This is a genomic window from Vibrio sp. Vb2131 (assembly GCF_033338535.1).
Classification (GTDB): Bacteria; Pseudomonadota; Gammaproteobacteria; order Enterobacterales; family Vibrionaceae; genus Vibrio; species Vibrio alginolyticus.
In genome coordinates, this window is the sequence record NZ_JAWOSW010000021.1 from 51,814 (window position 1) to 68,559 (window position 16,746).

The 16,746-nt window shown below is 47.1% G+C and carries 16 protein-coding genes; 4 read left to right on the forward strand and 12 right to left on the reverse strand.

Annotation, left to right across the window (positions count from 1 at the left end):
* Window position 1 precedes the first annotated feature (1 nt).
* The 4 genes from ilvD to ilvG are packed head-to-tail and all read right to left on the reverse strand — an operon-like array spanning window position 2 to window position 4,750.
* Window positions 2-1,843 (reverse strand): dihydroxy-acid dehydratase, encoded by a 1,842-nt coding sequence (gene ilvD, locus R7E38_RS19340; protein ID WP_005383859.1) that lies wholly within the window; start codon window positions 1,841-1,843, stop codon window positions 2-4.
* Between the two features lie 13 nt (window positions 1,844-1,856).
* Window positions 1,857-2,795, reverse strand: a complete 939-nt coding sequence (ilvE, locus tag R7E38_RS19345) for a branched-chain-amino-acid transaminase (protein WP_033906585.1) — start codon at window positions 2,793-2,795, stop codon at window positions 1,857-1,859.
* Window positions 2,796-2,807: 12 nt separating this feature from the next.
* Window positions 2,808-3,092 (reverse strand): acetolactate synthase 2 small subunit, encoded by a 285-nt coding sequence (ilvM, locus tag R7E38_RS19350; protein WP_005378958.1) that lies wholly within the window; start codon window positions 3,090-3,092, stop codon window positions 2,808-2,810.
* A gap of 11 nt (window positions 3,093-3,103) precedes the next feature.
* A complete protein-coding gene (gene ilvG, locus R7E38_RS19355; RefSeq protein ID WP_005378960.1) occupies window positions 3,104-4,750 on the reverse strand; it encodes an acetolactate synthase 2 catalytic subunit in 1,647 nt (548 codons plus the stop codon).
* Between the two features lie 465 nt (window positions 4,751-5,215).
* On the opposite strand from ilvG, the gene R7E38_RS19360 reads away from it, so the two are divergent.
* Window positions 5,216-6,739, forward strand: a complete 1,524-nt coding sequence (locus tag R7E38_RS19360) for a YifB family Mg chelatase-like AAA ATPase (RefSeq protein WP_226084083.1) — start codon at window positions 5,216-5,218, stop codon at window positions 6,737-6,739.
* Between the two features lie 55 nt (window positions 6,740-6,794).
* Here the strand turns inward: R7E38_RS19360 and R7E38_RS19365 are convergent, their stop codons facing one another.
* Window positions 6,795-7,751 (reverse strand): DUF2860 domain-containing protein, encoded by a 957-nt coding sequence (locus R7E38_RS19365; protein ID WP_005379034.1) that lies wholly within the window; start codon window positions 7,749-7,751, stop codon window positions 6,795-6,797.
* A gap of 149 nt (window positions 7,752-7,900) precedes the next feature.
* On the opposite strand from R7E38_RS19365, the gene R7E38_RS19370 reads away from it, so the two are divergent.
* Window positions 7,901-8,779 carry an acyltransferase gene (locus R7E38_RS19370; protein ID WP_017821568.1) on the forward strand — a complete coding sequence of 293 codons (879 nt, stop codon included), beginning with the start codon at window positions 7,901-7,903 and terminating at the stop codon, window positions 8,777-8,779.
* A 46-nt stretch (window positions 8,780-8,825) separates the two neighbouring features.
* On the opposite strand, the gene R7E38_RS19375 is transcribed toward R7E38_RS19370, so the two are convergent.
* The 5 genes from R7E38_RS19375 to R7E38_RS19395 form a co-directional block, all read right to left on the reverse strand.
* Window positions 8,826-9,428: a thiol:disulfide interchange protein DsbA/DsbL gene (locus tag R7E38_RS19375; protein WP_005379036.1), complete on the reverse strand. Its 603-nt coding sequence runs from the start codon at window positions 9,426-9,428 to the stop codon at window positions 8,826-8,828.
* Window positions 9,429-9,462: 34 nt separating this feature from the next.
* Entirely contained in the window at window positions 9,463-10,449 is a 987-nt protein-coding gene (locus tag R7E38_RS19380) for a serine/threonine protein kinase (protein ID WP_031777274.1), read from the reverse strand.
* 48 nt (window positions 10,450-10,497) lie between these two features.
* On the reverse strand, window positions 10,498-11,919 hold the full coding sequence (ccoG, locus tag R7E38_RS19385; RefSeq protein WP_005379038.1) for a cytochrome c oxidase accessory protein CcoG: 1,422 nt from the start codon (window positions 11,917-11,919) through the stop codon (window positions 10,498-10,500).
* A 308-nt stretch (window positions 11,920-12,227) separates the two neighbouring features.
* On the reverse strand, window positions 12,228-12,494 hold the full coding sequence (locus R7E38_RS19390; RefSeq protein ID WP_017821571.1) for a YihD family protein: 267 nt from the start codon (window positions 12,492-12,494) through the stop codon (window positions 12,228-12,230).
* Window positions 12,495-12,660: 166 nt separating this feature from the next.
* Complete coding sequence (locus tag R7E38_RS19395) at window positions 12,661-12,828, reverse strand: hypothetical protein (protein WP_005379043.1); 168 nt, start codon at window positions 12,826-12,828, stop codon at window positions 12,661-12,663.
* Between the two features lie 296 nt (window positions 12,829-13,124).
* Here R7E38_RS19395 and R7E38_RS19400 point away from each other — a divergent pair, with 296 nt between their 5' ends.
* Together R7E38_RS19400 and trhA are read left to right on the forward strand one after the other, a co-directional pair.
* Complete coding sequence (locus R7E38_RS19400) at window positions 13,125-13,931, forward strand: sporulation protein (protein WP_025768919.1); 807 nt, start codon at window positions 13,125-13,127, stop codon at window positions 13,929-13,931.
* A 70-nt stretch (window positions 13,932-14,001) separates the two neighbouring features.
* A complete protein-coding gene (gene trhA / locus R7E38_RS19405) occupies window positions 14,002-14,655 on the forward strand; it encodes a PAQR family membrane homeostasis protein TrhA (RefSeq protein ID WP_025768918.1) in 654 nt (217 codons plus the stop codon).
* A gap of 33 nt (window positions 14,656-14,688) precedes the next feature.
* Here trhA and R7E38_RS19410 read toward each other — a convergent pair whose 3' ends face one another.
* A complete protein-coding gene (locus tag R7E38_RS19410; protein WP_025768917.1) occupies window positions 14,689-15,273 on the reverse strand; it encodes a DUF3157 family protein in 585 nt (194 codons plus the stop codon).
* A 26-nt stretch (window positions 15,274-15,299) separates the two neighbouring features.
* On the reverse strand, window positions 15,300-16,745 hold the full coding sequence (locus R7E38_RS19415; RefSeq protein WP_017821575.1) for a TrkH family potassium uptake protein: 1,446 nt from the start codon (window positions 16,743-16,745) through the stop codon (window positions 15,300-15,302).
* Window position 16,746: the final 1 nt, after the last annotated feature.

Here is a 16,746-nt window from a genome sequence, read left to right on the forward strand (position 1 = left end):
GCTAGCCCTCTAGCTTCGACTTGTCTCGTACTGCACCCTTGTCAGCACTGGTTGCCATACTCGCGTACGCTTTGAGTGCAAAGGAAACTTCACGTTGGCGGTCAACTGGTTTCCAGCCTAGTTCGTCTTGTTTTGCACGGCGCTCAGCAAGTTCTTGTTCAGACACTTGGAGTGAAATTGAACGGTTTGGAATATCAATTGCGATCATATCGCCTTCTTTTACCAGGCCAATTGCACCGCCGTTTGCTGCTTCAGGAGAGGCGTGACCGATTGACAGACCTGATGTGCCGCCAGAGAAACGGCCGTCAGTCAGAAGTGCACACTCTTTGCCAAGGCCCATCGATTTTAGATAAGTGGTTGGGTAAAGCATTTCTTGCATGCCCGGACCACCTTTAGGGCCTTCGTAACGGATAACAACCACGTCGCCTGCTTTTACTTTGCCGCCTAAGATGCCTTCTACGGCGTCTTCTTGGCTTTCGAAAACTACGGCTGGGCCAGTGAATTTATGAATGCTCTCATCAACACCAGCAGTCTTAACGATACAACCATCTAATGCGATGTTGCCTGATAGAACGGCTAGGCCACCTTCTTGGCTAAAGGCATGATCGATAGTACGAATACAACCTTCCGCACGGTCGTCATCAAGGCGATCCCAGCGGCAATCTTGTGAGAACGCTTGAGTAGTACGAATACCCGCAGGACCTGCGCGGTAGAACTTAAGTACTTCTTCGTCTTCAGTTTGGATGATGTCGTATTTCGCCAGCTGCTCTTTCATCGAAAGGCCAAGCACGGTGCGCGCATCATTGTGTAGAAGACCTGCACGATCTAACTCACCAAGAATTGCCATGACGCCACCAGCGCGGTGTACGTCTTCCATGTGATATTTCTGCGTTGAAGGTGCCACTTTACATAGGTGTGGTACTTGGCGTGATAGGCGATCGATATCTTCCATATCGAAATCCACTTCACCTTCTTGCGCCGCGGCAAGTAGGTGCAAAATGGTGTTGGTTGAGCCACCCATTGCAATATCCAGTGCCATCGCATTTTCGAACGCATCAAACGTAGCGATGTTGCGTGGCAGTGCTGATTCGTCATCTTGCTCGTAGTAACGACGAGTCAGTTCAACGATGCGACGACCTGCATTAAGGAACAGTTGTTCACGGTCAGCGTGCGTTGCCAGCATAGAACCGTTACCTGGTTGAGAAAGACCCAGTGCTTCCGTTAGACAGTTCATTGAGTTTGCAGTGAACATGCCTGAACACGATCCACACGTTGGACATGCGCTGCGTTCGATCTGCTCGCTTTGCTCATCAGACACTTTTGGATCCGCGCCTTGGATCATCGCATCTACAAGGTCTAGTTTGATGATCTGATCAGAAAGCTTGGTTTTACCCGCTTCCATTGGACCACCGGAAACAAAGATAACCGGGATGTTGAGACGCATAGATGCCATCAACATTCCCGGAGTGATTTTGTCACAGTTAGAGATACATACCATGGCATCGGCACAGTGCGCGTTGACCATGTACTCCACAGAGTCTGCGATCAGTTCGCGTGAAGGCAGTGAGTACAGCATGCCGCCGTGACCCATTGCGATACCATCATCAACCGCGATGGTGTTGAATTCTTTCGCAATACCGCCAGCTTTTTCGATTTCGCGTGCTACAAGCTGGCCCATGTCTTTCAGGTGTACGTGACCCGGAACAAATTGAGTAAACGAGTTTACAACGGCGATGATTGGTTTACCGAAGTCTTCTTCTTTCACACCCGTTGCACGCCACAGTGCTCGTGCACCCGCCATGTTACGACCATGTGTGGTGGTGGCTGATCTATATTTTGGCATTTCCTAATCCTTCTTACTTCTGTTCTGGGTACACATAGTCTAACCAGCCCCACTTATCTTCCGTGGTGCCGTCAAATAGGCCAAAGTAGGCTGCTTGTAGTTCTTTAGTGATAGGGCCGCGCTTACCAGTGCCCACTTCAATCTTGTCGATGGTTGCCACTGGTACAATCTCAGCCGCAGTACCTGTCATGAAGACTTCATCGGCAAGGTAAAGGGCTTCACGAGCAATGTTCGCTTCACGTACTTCGTAGCCTTTATCGCGTGCAATTGTCATGATCGAGTCACGAGTGATGCCCGGTAGAATCGCGCTAGTTGCTGGTGGTGTGGTGATTACGCCATCTTTGATAACGAAGATGTTTTCACCAGCCCCTTCCGATAGGTAACCATCTACGCTTAGCGCAATACCTTCGTCGTAACCGTGACGACGCGCTTCACCACCAACCAGTAGTGAAGATAGGTAGTTACCGCCTGCTTTAGCTGCAGTTGGGATGGTGTTTGGCGCAGCGCGGTTCCAGCTTGAAATCATCGCATCGACACCTTTTTCTAGCGCTTCTTCGCCTAAGTAAGAGCCCCAAGGAAATGCTGCAATGATTAGATCCATCTCAGTGCCAACTGGTGGACATACGCCTAAGCCAACATTACCGACAAAACCCAATGGACGAATGTAAGCGCTGTCGAGTTTGTTTTGGCGCAGTGTTTCGCGGGTCGCTTCCATGATTTCTTCCACTGTGTATGGGATCGGGAAGCGGTAAATCTTGGCAGAATCTTTTAGACGTTGTGCATGCTCACGGTGACGGAAGACAATTGGGCCTTTTGGTGTGTTGTAACAGCGCACGCCTTCAAACACGGATGTACCATAGTGCATTGCGTGAGTCAGAACGTGAACGTTCGCCTCTGCCCATGGAACCATCTCACCATTAAACCAAATGAAATCTGCAGTTTTCGTTGCCATTTGTTGCCTTCCTTATGCACTTACGTGTTGTTGTAAGTTGTGATTTGGCAGTTCATCGTTGCGGATTTTTAGCACCTCAACCTTACGAACGTCCCACAACTTCTCTATTTGATTGATCAAAAACGAGATTGGTCGATCGCTGTCGACGATGATCTCGACGCTGGCTACTTTGCTTTCGTGGTTTTGCGTAGCAGCGACTTGTTTGATCACGAAGCCTCGGTGACGAATCACACGTAGAACGCGCTCCAACAGTACCGGTTTGTCATCGGCTTTGATGTCGAGTAAATATCTGTCCATGCGATTGTCTCCTATGTATTTTCCAACATATCACTGTTTGATGCGCCAGGTGGCACCAATGGCCACACGTTTTCTTCTTCATCAATCAAAACGTGAAGCATGTAAGAAGTTTCACTCGCTAGCATCTCTTTGAGAGCAGGTTCGACTTCTTCTTTCTTGGTGATGGTTTTGCCCGGGATATCGAACGCTTTTGCTAACATCACGAAATCTGGGTTGTCATCAAGAATGGTTTCACTGTGGCGACCGTCAAAGAACAATGACTGCCATTGGCGAACCATGCCAAGACGTTGGTTATTAAGAAGGACAATCTTCACTGGAATCTGACGACGCTTCAGCGTGCCCAATTCCTGAACGTTCATCATAAATGAACCGTCACCTGTAATAAGGATAGACTGATCATCAGGACGTGCGACTGCAGCACCCATCGCCGCTGGCAAGCCAAAGCCCATGGTGCCAAGGCCAGCAGAAGTGATGAAATTTTGTGGTTCGCGTGGCTGGATATGTTGCGCTGCCCACATCTGGTGCTGACCGACGTCGGTCGAGACAATTGAGCTATCTGGCATCATGTCAGACAGCTGTTTAAGCAATAGCGGTGCGTAGATTAACTCGCCCGGGTGGTCGTAACGCCACTTAAAGCCGCTGCGCAGACTTTCACTGTGATGAACCCACGGTGAGATATCTTGAGTCAGCTCTAGCTGAGGGAGAATGGTGTTGATGTCGCCACGTAATGGTGCGTTGGCGTGGCGCAGTTTATGAATCTCCGCAGCATCAATGTCGATATGAATCACTTTCGCATTTGGTGCAAACGTGTCGAGCTTACCCGTCACACGGTCATCAAAACGCGCGCCAACCACGATCAATAGATCAGCTTCTTGAACCACTAGGTTGGCGGCTTTGGTGCCATGCATACCCAACATACCAAGATAGTGGGGATCATGGCGTTCAATGGTACCGAGGCCTTTTAATGTGCTAACTGCAGGCATTGGGTTTAAGCGAAGAAATTCGCGTACTGCATCGGTTGCTTTCGCAAGTTGCACGCCACCACCAACATACAACACTGGGCGAGTAGATGCTGCCAGGACATCTTGCGCACGTTTGATATCTTCAGCGCTGACATCTTCGATTGCTGGTGCTATGTATGGAGGAAGAAGGTCTGTGGGTGCTTGAGCGAGTTGAACGTCTTTGGCGATATCGACAATGACAGGACCCGGACGACCGGTTTTTGCGACCTCAAAGGCTTCGGCAAGTGTCGGAGCTAGATCTTCAATTTCGGTCACGAGATAGCTGTGCTTAGTACAGGCTAGGGACATTCCGATCACATCCATTTCTTGGAATGCATCGGTACCGATATGAGAGCTAGCTACCTGGCCTGTGATGGCAACTAGAGGTACGGAGTCAAGGAAAGCGTCGGCAAGGCCGGTAACAAGGTTAGTGGCTCCTGGGCCGGAAGTTGCCATGCACACAGCAACGTCTTGAGTGGAACGAGCCATCCCGATAGCTGCCATAGCGGCCCCTTGCTCGTGACGGCATAGGATGTGTTCCACCCCACCGTCATACAAAGCATCATAGATTGGCATGATGGCCCCGCCGGGGTAGCCAAAAACGGTTTCGATGCCTTGCTGTCTTAAAGCGGCTACGACAAGTTGTGCACCAGTCATCGTAAACCTCCTTTGCTACGTTGTGGCTCGTAGCGATTGCCATATTTATTGCACTTCATGTGCACTCCCATTCTTCCCGTTAAACTGTCCGAGGGTTAGACAGATGACAACTTGTAGTTGTAAAAAAACCCCCGGACTTTTCAGTGCGGGGGTTTTTTGTAATTTGTGGTTACCTTTCGCCCACAATACCCCGCGCGGTGCCAATAATGACCACGATAATCAGGGCTAGCAGTGCGTTGATATGAGCGAAAAGGTTCATCTGTCTGTCGTTCTTTTTTCGTTAAAAAATGTTGTGTAATGTTCTACGAAATTGTTTGCGTCATTAGTGGTATCACACAATTCCGCTGCATGACAAGCAAAAAGTCATTCTTTTTTCACATTAACTCTCAATTGGGACGCGGTATATAACATAACCAACTAGATAAAACATTTGTTTACAGAGTGTTCAAAAAAATTGAGGAACGTATGGGGCTGGCAATCATTCATAGTCGAGCAAGCGTCGGGGTGCAAGCGCCATCGGTTAGTGTAGAAGTTCATATCAGCAACGGCATGCCAGGGTTTACTTTAGTAGGCTTGCCAGAGACAACGGTAAAAGAGTCCAAAGATCGCGTACGCAGTGCGATCATTAATTCTAACTTTCAATTTCCTGCTAAGCGGATCACCGTGAACTTGGCTCCGGCAGATCTACCCAAGGAGGGAGGGCGTTTTGATCTTCCTATTGCATTGGGAATTTTGGCCGCTTCGGAGCAAATCGCGACAGATAAGCTCAAAAACTACGAATTTGTTGGTGAGTTAGCGTTATCTGGTGGTCTGAGACCTGTAAAAGGTGTGCTGCCTGCTGCGCTGGAAGCCAGTAAGATTCAACGTCATTTGGTCGTCCCACATGTGAATGGCGATCAGGCGGCGCTGGTGGGGAAGGAACAACATAAATCGGCCCAATCATTACTGGAAGTATGTGCCGAGCTTTGTGGTCAACATCGACTGAATCTTTTTCAAACGCCTAAGCGAAAAACCATCGAAAAACATGGTCGAGACTTACAAGATATTATTGGCCAACAACAAGGTAAGCGAGCACTGGAGATTGCTGCCGCTGGAAACCACAACTTACTTTTCCTTGGCCCGCCAGGTACTGGAAAAACGATGTTGGCTTCGCGTTTGTGTGACTTATTACCGGAAATGAGTGACGAAGAAGCAATGGAAACCGCTTCGGTGGCATCGTTGACTCAGAGTGAAATTAATGAGCATAACTGGAAGTCGCGTCCGTTTCGTTCTCCGCATCATTCAAGTTCAATGGCGGCATTAGTCGGCGGTGGTTCGGTACCCAGACCAGGGGAGATCTCTTTAGCCCACAACGGGTTATTGTTTCTCGATGAAATGCCCGAATTTGATCGTAAAGTTCTGGACTCGTTACGCGAACCGCTCGAATCTGGAGAGATCATTATCTCTCGAGCGCAAGGTAAAACACGCTTTCCGGCTCGTTTCCAATTAGTCGGAGCCTTGAACCCAAGCCCGACAGGATATTACGAAGGCAATCAAGCGCGCACCAATCCACAAGCTATTTTGCGCTACCTTGGTCGATTATCTGGACCACTGTTAGATCGCTTTGATATGTCTTTAGAAATCCCAGCTTTGCCCAAAGGGACATTAGCAGAAGGTGGTGATCGCGGTGAGCAGACTGCTATCGTAAAAGCGCGTGTGAGCCATGCGCGTAACAATATGCTAAACCGCAGTGGTAAGGTCAATGCACTGCTAGGTAGTCGAGAAATTGAGGCGTTTTGTCCCTTGCATAAGAGTGATGCTGAGTTTCTTGAAACCGCTTTGCATCGTTTAGGGCTCTCGATTCGTGCATATCATCGTATTATCAAAGTGGCGCGAACAATCGCCGATCTGGATGGGGCGGAGCAAATTGAACGAACGCACTTGGCCGAGGCGCTTGGGTATCGAGCGATGGACCGTTTGCTGAAACAGCTTACGGCGCAAGCGGTATAGACAGCAAAGTGTCATCGCAACAAGTGTTGTAAGCACCTTGTTGCGATGAAGGACGTTAGAAGGTGTAGTTGAGACCAAGCGACAATAGGTACTCTTTCTCCTCATAAAACGTGATATTCGAGTCAGTTTGGCTATAGCCGGCTAAAGAAATGAACGACCAGTCTTGCCAGTCAAATACGTTTTGATATTCGTAGGCCGCAAATAGGCTGATGGTGTCGTCATTTCGTGTTTTAGCAAAAGTTTGGCTAGCTGCTTGATAGTCTTTCCATGCATAACCCGCGGTGAGGGCCAATCGATGACGGTTGATAAATTTAAACCAGCTAATGTCAAATCCGTACGAATCAAATGACTCCGCCTTACCGTCGGCATCTTGATTGATGTAGGTGAAAGCGGGTTGCAACATAGATGTTTGGTTGAGTGGAATGCGATAGTCGCCTTTGACATAGTAAAGGTTAGCATCGCGAGCAAGTGAGCGGTCTGTCACTTCCTCCTGCTCGATGTCTTTATCAGCATAAGCAAGATCAAGGTTGAAGTTCTTATCAATCAACCCTTTGATCTGAAAGCGATACGCATTGCCGTCAACATCCGTCTCTTTACGTGCGGTTCCTACTTGATAAGGGTTGCGCCAAGTTTCGCCTTTGAGTACCGTCGGCAGATAGGAAACATCGAGCACGGTGCCAGATTGTAGCTCGTGTTGGTAGCCCAACTGAAAAGCGAGTGTACCTACCGCGACATCTGAGCGTGTGGTACCGGCGTAAACTTGGTGGTTGAGTCGGCTACCAAAGGTGTATGTCACACTCCCTAGCGGTGCAGCGATAACGGAACTGTCACTATCGGCACGCTTATCGAGAGAATCGATGGTGTTACTATTTTCTGTATTGAAATTGGATTCTGATGATATGAATCCGGCATTCAGCGAAATTTCACCGCCAAAACCTGCGGTTTCAGCGAGTTGAGCCTGAGCAGAACTGACGACAAAGGCCAAAGGCAAGAGAAGTAGCCTTGGTTTCATTCGTTATCTCCTTGTTGTCGAATGAGTGGTGCACATATTGGTTGCGGTAACAAATCTGACCATTTCCACGCATGTTCCAATGTGGCAAAGGCGCAGTATAATTACACGCTGTTTTATTCTTCACACATTATCACTGTTGTTTGACTATCATGTTGGCATATTTGTTATTTTTTTTTAACGCTTCTTTTGTGATTCTCAATTCTGCGGTTTGTTCACTCGCAATTTGTGTTATCGCTGTATTTAAAATATTGCTTCCTGGCGTAAAGCTAAAAGCGATAGCGACCGTTTGTGCCAATAAGGTGATGTGGTTATGGGCTACCGTTAATGCGTGCATTCTGGCGGTATCTAACCGTGTTGAGTGGGATGTTCAGGGCGGTGAAGCGCTTAAAAAAGACGGGTGGTATCTGCTGATCAGTAATCATCTCAGTTGGACAGATATTGTTGTGCTTTGCTGCGTGTTTAAAGACCGTATTCCCATGCCGAAGTTTTTCCTCAAGCAACAACTGCTGTATGTGCCTTTCATCGGGATGGCGTGTTGGGCGCTCGACATGCCATTTATGCGTCGCTATTCGCGAGAGTATCTGATCCGCAATCCTCATAAGCGAGGTCAAGATTTAGAAACGACACGTCGCTCGTGCGCTAAATTCAAACACACTCCAACCACAGTGGTTAACTATGTCGAAGGAACCCGATTTACCGAAGAAAAGCAGCGTAAGAGTAAAGCAAACTATCAATATTTGCTGCAACCAAAATCGGGCGGGATTGCGTACACGTTAGCGGCGATGGGGGAACAGTTCGAGAGCATTATCGACGTTACGTTGGCGTACCCAGAAAATACGCATAAACCGTTCAAGGATTTATTGATGGGCCGCATGAGCAAGGTGGTTGTGCGTGTAAATGTGTTACCCGTTGATGAAAGAGTGCTTGGTGATTACTTCAACGATAAGCCCTATAAGCGGCAATTTCAACAATGGCTGAGTGATGTGTGGCAAGAAAAAGATCGGTTACTACAAGAGATTTACAAGTAAACAAAAGGGGAGCGACGTGCTCCCCTTTTGATTGATATCGATGTGCTTATTTTAGTGTCAGCAAGTAGTTCACCAGAGAGAAGTACTCATCCATCGTTTTGATGCTTTGTGCTTGAACTAGGTATTTGTTGTTAACGATAACCGCAGGAACGCCGGTTAGACCGCTGTTTTCAAATTGCTTGTCCATACGGCGAACCATTGAATCAACCGCGAAGCCTTTGAATGCAGAATCGAATTTTTTCGCATCTACACCTTCATCAAGGAAGATTTGACGAAGTTCTTCATCATTACGTGGTGCTTTCTTTAGATTGTGGATGCGGTTAAACATCACTGGCACCATTTTGTCTTCCACTTTTAATGCAACCATCGTTGCGTAGGCTTTGCTCATTGATGGGCCCATGTTGCCACCCATGAAAGAAACGTGGTTTTTTAATAGCTTAGTACCTTCTGGTAACTGCTTTTTCAGTTGCTGGATAACCGGTTCAAAGCTATTACAGTGCGGGCAGTAGAAAGAGAAAAACTCCGTCACAAGAGGTTTTTTTGATGCCTCAAGATCCAATACTTTGTAATGTTCACCTTCTTTGAATTGCGCTGCATGTGCCGACAGGCTTAACATCAGCATAGAAAACAGTGCGAACAGTTTTTTCATCGAAATATCTCCATTTTTGAATTTTTGGCCTGACTTACCACTGAGGCATTAAAGACAGCGGTGCTTCTTCTAAAGCGGCGATCTGCTCTTTAAATGCAAGGACCTGACCTTCCCAGTATTTTGGCTCATTAAACCATGGAAAAGCGAGAGGAAATGCAGGGTCATGCCAACGTTTTGCTAGCCATGCCATATAGTGCACCATGCGTAGACCGCGAAGTGGCTCGATTAGTTTCAATTCTGCAGGATTAAAGTCGCAAAACTCTTGGTAAGCCTCTAAAACAATATCCAACTGCATCAGTTTGTCTTGGCGTTCACCGTTCAATAGCATCCATAAGTCTTGTACTGCAGGGCCGTTACGAGCGTCATCCAAATCAACAAACATAGGGCCATCTCGCCACAAAATATTGCCTGGGTGGCAATCGCCATGCAAACGAATGATATTGAAGCCTTCTTGCCAGTGGCTTTCAATTGATTTGATCAGCATATCCAAGTCATTGAAGAAGCTGTTCTCCAAGTGCATTGGAATCATATTGGCGTTTTGCAGAATCTCTCTTGGTTGATACAGGTATTCTTGTAAGCCGATCGTAGGGCGATGTTGGAACGCTTGGCGGCTGCCGACTTTATGGATGCGGCCAAGGAAACGCCCTACACCTTCGAGCTGATCTAAATTGTCAACCTCGTATTGGCGACCACCCACGCTATCAAACAGCGCAAAAGCATAGCCTTGATAGTGATGCAGGGTTTCACCGTTGATGCGCACAGGTGGTGCGACGGGTATCTCATTGCCAATCAGCTCTAAAGTAAAGTCGTGCTCCTCTTGGATCTGTTCATTGCTCCAACGTTCAGGACGGTAAAACTTGACGACATAACGACGACGCTCTTCGTCAGTAAATTGATAAACACGGTTTTCGTAGCTATTGAGGGGAAGAAAGCCTGATTCTGCGCGAACGCCGATGCTTTCTAACGCGTACCACATAAAGTCTGGGGTAAGGGCGTCAAAGTTAAACATACTTTGGGACATATAAACAAAAAGGCTCATTACTGAGCCTTTTTCCGTTAGTCACTGAAGTTATAGCTTCTTGATAAATCGGCTTTCCACTTCAATGGTGAATTCGTTGCTCTTATCGGTGAGTATAAACTGAATTGTCGTAATCGCAGAGTTTAGCTTGTCAGGATCGGCACCAAGACTCATTGGCAGGTTCAATACCTCACCTGGCTGGACCTGAATTGTCTGCTTACCATACCAGCTTACATCGGATAGCCCTTCAACATCCAACGAGTACTCTTGCACTTGCTGAGTTTTGTTGATCACCTTGAGGGTGTAGGTGTTTTCTACTTCGCCCGAGCTATTAACGCGGAACAGTTGGTTACGGTCGCGAATAACACTCATACCGGCTGGGTCTACCGCTGCAATTTGGGCAAAGAAAAGACCGACCATGACCAGTAGCACAGCTCCATAGCCCAGCAGCTTCGGACGCATGACTTTGGTACTCTTACCCGATAAGCGGTGCTCGGTGGTGTAACTAATTAGGCCCTTCTCGTAGCCCATGCGATCCATGGTGTTGTCACACGCATCAATACAGGCGCCACAGTTGATACATTCATACTGCAAGCCGTCACGAATATCGATACCTGTTGGGCACACCTGCACACACAAGTCACAATCAATACAATCACCCAAACCAAGTTGCTTTGGATCGGCTTTGCGCGGACGTGGGCCACGTTTTTCCCCACGTTTTGCATCGTAGCCAACGATGAAGGTGTCTTTATCAAACATGGCAGACTGGAAGCGCGCGTAAGGACACATGTGAATACACATGATGGAACGCATCCAACCAGCATTACCATAAGTACAAATGGCAAAGAACATTACCCAAAAGACGGGCCAGAAGTTGGCGTTAAAGGTGAAAAAGTCGATAACCAATTGCTTCATTGGTACGAAGTAGCCAACAAAAGTAAAACCAGTGGCGAGTGCAATGGCAAACCAAGCTATATGTTTGACGGCTTTACGCATCGCTAAATTCGCCGTCAGCTTATTGGAGTCTTGTTTACGGCGTTTATTGGCACTACCTTCGAGCTTCTCTTCAAACCAGATATACATGAAGGTCCAGACGGTTTGTGGGCAGAGATAGCCACACCAAACCCGACCTAAGAAGGTGGTAATAAAGAACAACCCAAACGCCGCGATCACAAACAGCAAGGCGAGTAGGGTAAGATCTTGTGGGTACAGTGTGGTACCGAAAAAGTTGAACTGCTGGTTGCCAATATCAAGCAAGATCGCTTGACGTTCACCGTAAGGAATCCACGGTATCAAAGCGAAGAGAAGCAGTAAGAACCAACCACCGTAACGACGCAGTTTCTGGTAAGTCCCTTTGCTTTCGCGTACATAGATGCGATTACTTGGGTTGAACCGATCCCCGTTTCCTTTATGGGTTTTGGGATTATAGGTTTTAGGAGTCACATCTTTGATATCGATCTTGTCCTGACTCATGCACTCATCCTTCTTAGGCTTTTATAATGTACGGCGTCATTTCTATTGATGTCGCTCGATGACATTGCTGCTCGTTCCGTCATAAAGATGACCGAACATAATTATTTTAGTAAATACTGATGAACGGCGATTATACAATCAATAACAATTCCGTTTCTTTAACGCAGTCAATGTTTAACAACAAAAATCAGTACAGTTAACCTGATAATTGGCTGAACAGTTATAACCAATTGTGGGACTAAAAACTTTGGTTATAAAAAAGCGACTCACAGAGAGAGTCGCTTAAAGAATACTGGCTGTTGAGCTGGTTATTTGATGATGCCACGAGCGCGTAGGATCGCCGTTTTAAAATCGTCCTCTTGGTCTTTTTTGAGTCCAGGGATCATTTCATCTTTGCTGCTATTACGCATTTTAAGGTGGTAGATCAGTACATCGTCGGTCAGATCTTCTAGCTTTCCTTCATAGCCTGCTTCTTTTGCCAGCTTAACGATGAACTGCAAGAGGTTCAGCTCTTGATCTTTATGCCATTCAGGCTCTAGTAGCTCAAGCAGCTCTTCAATGCGATGACACTTCATTTCTTTCTCCACAGAATTTATAGGTGTAATTAGCAGTAAAGGTACCAAATTGCTTTGCTAAGACCAAATAGGAAAAACGATCTCTTTCACCGTGGTTTGTTCTAAGTCTTTGAAGTTTTATGAGTTGCGTGCAAAGAAAAAAGCGCAGCTGGCGCCGCGCTTTTGATTAAGCTGCTTTGATAACTTTGGCCGGAACACTCGACATCATTGCTGTCTTCTCAACCAATGTCATTGCTGGCGCAACTTGCTTTGCCTTTGGTGCAGTAGTAAAGCCACTGCGGCGGCGCATTGCACTAGTATTAGTGTGTGCGAACCTGACTGTTGTTGGGCGCATTAATTTACCTAACTGTCAGGCATATCCATTGCCGATGTAATGGCCTGAATCATTATGAGCTAGGCTCCAACAAGATTGAAGAATCACTCTTCTGGCTCTCGCCAATCCAGTTAATGAGTCAGGAATACCGATATGCATGCATATCAAGTGTAAGATTAGCATCCTTGTAATAATTGGTCGATAGTTGAGCAATTGAATTGTTTAGATTTTGTCATTTTGTCGCGATGTTCGAGGCAATTTTTGTTTGATCCCACGATCAGCAGTAGTAGTATGAGATCTCGATGAAGGAGGTGCCTATGTCATTTTTGAAGAAGACACTTGCCAGTTTTGGGATTGGGAGCGCGAAGGTCGACTCAATCTTAAACCAAGACGTGCTATACCCAGGTCAAAGTGTGGATGTGTCTATCCATGTATATGGTGGTGCGACTGAACAAGCGATCGACAACATTGATTTAAAACTCTGTTGCCGCTACATCGCAGAAGCCCCTGATGACCGTGGTGCGCGAGAAGGACACAGCATGCGCCGAGTACCTCAAACTCATGTGCTTGCTAAGTGGAGTCTCCCTTACGCATTTACCATCCATTCCGGCGAAGAGCGTACCTTCGATGTTAAGCTCGATGTGCCTTGGAACACGCCTATCACCATTGGTGATGCCAAAGTATGGTTAGAAACTGGCTTAGACGTTGCCGCTGCTTTGGATCCGACTGATAAAGACATCCTCACCGTTCGACCTGATCCACTGATGGATGCGGTACTATCTGCATTTGAAGCGCAAGGTTTACGAATTCGCCAGGTGGAATGCGAGGAAGTGAAAGGATTCGATCTACCATTTGTGCAAGAGTTTGAACTGGTGCCAACCGACGGACCTTACCACGGCGTGTGGCGCGAATTAGAATTTGTTGCCCACCGCAGTGAGCAAGAGCTCAAGTTGTGGTTTGAAGTTGACCGCACACGCAAGGGGCAAGGTGGCATGCTCGCGAGCTTACTGAGTAGTGGCAAACTCAAGCGAGAGCTGACCATTCCTGCCACGACTAAGCCAGATCAAGTTGGCGAACTGGTACTCAATTATCTCGATCAAACTACTGCCGTTCATGAGTCTTAATTTAAGCTTACACGTGTAAGCCTAATGTGCCATACTAGAGCAAATTTCAAACTCTAGTATAGGCGCATTGATGTCCGAGCTGCAGAAACCTCAATACAGTCAACGTGAAGAACTGGCCAATACCATCACCCACGGTATAGGGATGATTTTTGGTATTGTTGGCTTGATACTGCTGTTAGTTAAAGCCATAGACCATCAAGCTGACACTTTAACGCTTACCAGTATGGCGATTTATGGTGCGAGTATTATCGTGCTATTTTTGGCCTCGACGCTCTATCATGCGATCCCTCATCCCAAAGCGAAACGTTGGCTAAAAACCTTCGACCACTGTGCTATTTATCTTTTGATAGCAGGCAGCTATACCCCTTTCTTGTTAGTCAGCTTAAGAACACCTCTAGCATTTGGGTTGATGATCGTTATTTGGAGCATTGCGTTGATCGGCATCATCATGAAAGTTGCGTTCGTCTATCGATTTAAAAAGCTTTCTTTGATGACGTATTTGGTGATGGGATGGTTATCGTTGATTGTGATTTATCAGTTGGCGATTAACTTGGATGTCGGCGGACTTACACTGCTTGCTGCTGGTGGAGTTGTGTATTCACTGGGTGTGATTTTCTACGTTGCGAAGCGCATTCCCTTTAACCATGCGATTTGGCACGGCTTTGTTTTGGCTGGCTGCGTGTGCCATTTCTTTGCTATTTATTACTTTGTTGAGCCTATCTAGCCGATAGGCTCAACAAAGAATATTAAACACGTATTAGCGAGTTTTTACCTCTAGCACTTTGGCAGAAAACTGGTATTGCTGTGATTGCGGTACAGCCAATTTAATGCTCTTACCTTGCTCCGCTTGCTGAGGTCGCAGGTAGGTATCCGCCATGCGCTTGATGGATTGCCAAACAGTCACGTTTTCTTTTGCCAGTTGCTGACCAGACATATCAAACACTTGCACCTCAACTTCCACTTGAATGACAGATTGAGAGCTTTGGTTAGTGATTGATGTAGGTAAAACAAGCTCACCGCTTTGATAGCTTGCTGAACCAATCAATACATCCACACCTGAATCTGATAGCTGCATGGTTGGCTTTTTGGCGTTTACCACCACGGTCGTGCCAACGGTTTTCGTTATCACTGGGATTGTCGCAATCGCAGGAGCTGCGATTGTTTCAACTACGCTTGCTGTTGTTTGTGTCTCCGTCGCTTGCTGCGCCGGTTTTTTCATGACGTACTCCCAGGTAAAGTCATCGTTCAACTTCACTTCTCGACCATCGGCTAAAGTGATGACCTCGGCGGCGTATGTGGATGAGGCGGCAAGTAGGGTCGCCAGAGTAATCCATGTTTTCATTGTTATACCTTTTAATTAGAGTCTGCTTAGCGGCGCCAAAACGCAGGAAAGAACAGTACAAGAATAGTCAGAATTTCCAAGCGGCCCATTAACATCCCAAAGCTTAAGAGCCATTTGGCAGTATCGGGCAGAGGCGCGAAGTTGCCTGTCGGGCCAATCACACTGCCCATACCAGGGCCAACATTGGCAACGGCGGTGATTGAGCCAGAAATACTGGTCACAGGGTCGAGGCCAAGTGCACTTAAACAACCCGCGATAAAGATAATAGTGATAAAAAACATCAAGCCAAATGCCACCACTGAGCGAACAATATCATCATTCACCGGTCGCTGGTTATAACGCTGTACAAACACTCCTGAAGGGTGAATCAACTTCATCATTTGTTTGTTTAGCAGCGTCATTGCAATTTGGAAGCGGAAGATTTTGATCCCGCCAGACGTTGAGCCTGAGCATGCCCCCGCCATCATTAAGAATGCGAAAAGAGTGGTGGGTAATGCGCCCCATGCGGTGAAGTCTTCTAAGCCAAAGCCAGTTGTGGTGACGACAGAGACAATATTAAACATCGACACTCGCAGGGCATCCAAAATGGTGTACCCATCTCGAATCACTAACCAAGCTGAAATCACTAAGCTTGAGAATACGAACAGGTACGCAAATCCTCTAACTTGAGCGTCGTTAACCAACACATCAATACGGCGTTTACGTAACGCGGCGATAAAGAGCAAAAACGGCAAACCACCTAAGAACATAAAGGTAGTGGCCACCCAATGTGCGCCATTAGAGAAGTGGTTCATTGACCCATCAGATGTAGAGTATCCACCCGTCGATAGCGTAGTAAAGGCATGGTTGATTGCTTCGAACAGGTTCATGCCGGTGATCAAGTAGCCCAAAATACATAGGCCCGTTAGCATCAAATAAACCGCTACGATGTTTTTGGCGACCGTTTTCGCTCTTGGACTACTTTTATCCGACCAATCTGATGATTCGGTTTGGAATAGCTTCATACCACCGACATTCAGCATAGGTAACACTGCTACCGCCATCACGATAAAACCAATGCCACCAAGCCATTGTAAAATAGAGCGCCACAGCAATATGCTCGGCGCCATGTTGTCTAGGCCACTGAGCACCGTTGAGCCCGTCGTGGTGATACCCGACATCGTTTCGAAGTAGGCGTCGGTGAAGCTGATGTGGTTGATAAACACAAATGGCAAGGCGGCAAACGCACTCGCGATGGTCCAAACCAAACTGGTGATGAGGAACATATCGCGTACGCTGAGTTTGAACTTGGCGGTTCGACCTATCGTTAGGCAGATGAAGGCGGCAAGGTGCGTGATCACAACGGCTTGGGCGAAATCGAGGAATCCCCCCGTACCGGTAAAGAAAGCGACCAAAGTCGGCACGTACATAAACAGGGCCAGTTTGGATAAAACTAGCCCGATAACAAACAGTACGGGACGTAAGTTGACCATA

What these genes read in the sequence shown, in the direction of transcription:
- ilvM (WP_005378958.1), bottom strand. Translation starts at nt 3,092, where the DNA reads ATGGACAGATATTTACTCGACATCAAAGCCGATGACAAACCGGTACTG.
- trhA (WP_025768918.1), top strand. Translation starts at nt 14,002, where the DNA reads ATGTCCGAGCTGCAGAAACCTCAATACAGTCAACGTGAAGAACTGGCC.
- R7E38_RS19415 (WP_017821575.1), bottom strand. Translation starts at nt 16,745, where the DNA reads ATGGTCAACTTACGTCCCGTACTGTTTGTTATCGGGCTAGTTTTATCC.
- R7E38_RS19360 (WP_226084083.1), top strand. Translation starts at nt 5,216, where the DNA reads ATGGGGCTGGCAATCATTCATAGTCGAGCAAGCGTCGGGGTGCAAGCG.
- ccoG (WP_005379038.1), bottom strand. Translation starts at nt 11,919, where the DNA reads ATGAGTCAGGACAAGATCGATATCAAAGATGTGACTCCTAAAACCTAT.
- R7E38_RS19380 (WP_031777274.1), bottom strand. Translation starts at nt 10,449, where the DNA reads ATGTCCCAAAGTATGTTTAACTTTGACGCCCTTACCCCAGACTTTATG.
- R7E38_RS19410 (WP_025768917.1), bottom strand. Translation starts at nt 15,273, where the DNA reads ATGAAAACATGGATTACTCTGGCGACCCTACTTGCCGCCTCATCCACA.
- R7E38_RS19390 (WP_017821571.1), bottom strand. Translation starts at nt 12,494, where the DNA reads ATGAAGTGTCATCGCATTGAAGAGCTGCTTGAGCTACTAGAGCCTGAA.
- ilvG (WP_005378960.1), bottom strand. Translation starts at nt 4,750, where the DNA reads ATGACTGGTGCACAACTTGTCGTAGCCGCTTTAAGACAGCAAGGCATC.
- ilvE (WP_033906585.1), bottom strand. Translation starts at nt 2,795, where the DNA reads ATGGCAACGAAAACTGCAGATTTCATTTGGTTTAATGGTGAGATGGTT.
- R7E38_RS19365 (WP_005379034.1), bottom strand. Translation starts at nt 7,751, where the DNA reads ATGAAACCAAGGCTACTTCTCTTGCCTTTGGCCTTTGTCGTCAGTTCT.
- R7E38_RS19375 (WP_005379036.1), bottom strand. Translation starts at nt 9,428, where the DNA reads ATGAAAAAACTGTTCGCACTGTTTTCTATGCTGATGTTAAGCCTGTCG.
- R7E38_RS19400 (WP_025768919.1), top strand. Translation starts at nt 13,125, where the DNA reads ATGTCATTTTTGAAGAAGACACTTGCCAGTTTTGGGATTGGGAGCGCG.
- R7E38_RS19395 (WP_005379043.1), bottom strand. Translation starts at nt 12,828, where the DNA reads ATGCGCCCAACAACAGTCAGGTTCGCACACACTAATACTAGTGCAATG.
- R7E38_RS19370 (WP_017821568.1), top strand. Translation starts at nt 7,901, where the DNA reads ATGTTGGCATATTTGTTATTTTTTTTTAACGCTTCTTTTGTGATTCTC.
- ilvD (WP_005383859.1), bottom strand. Translation starts at nt 1,843, where the DNA reads ATGCCAAAATATAGATCAGCCACCACCACACATGGTCGTAACATGGCG.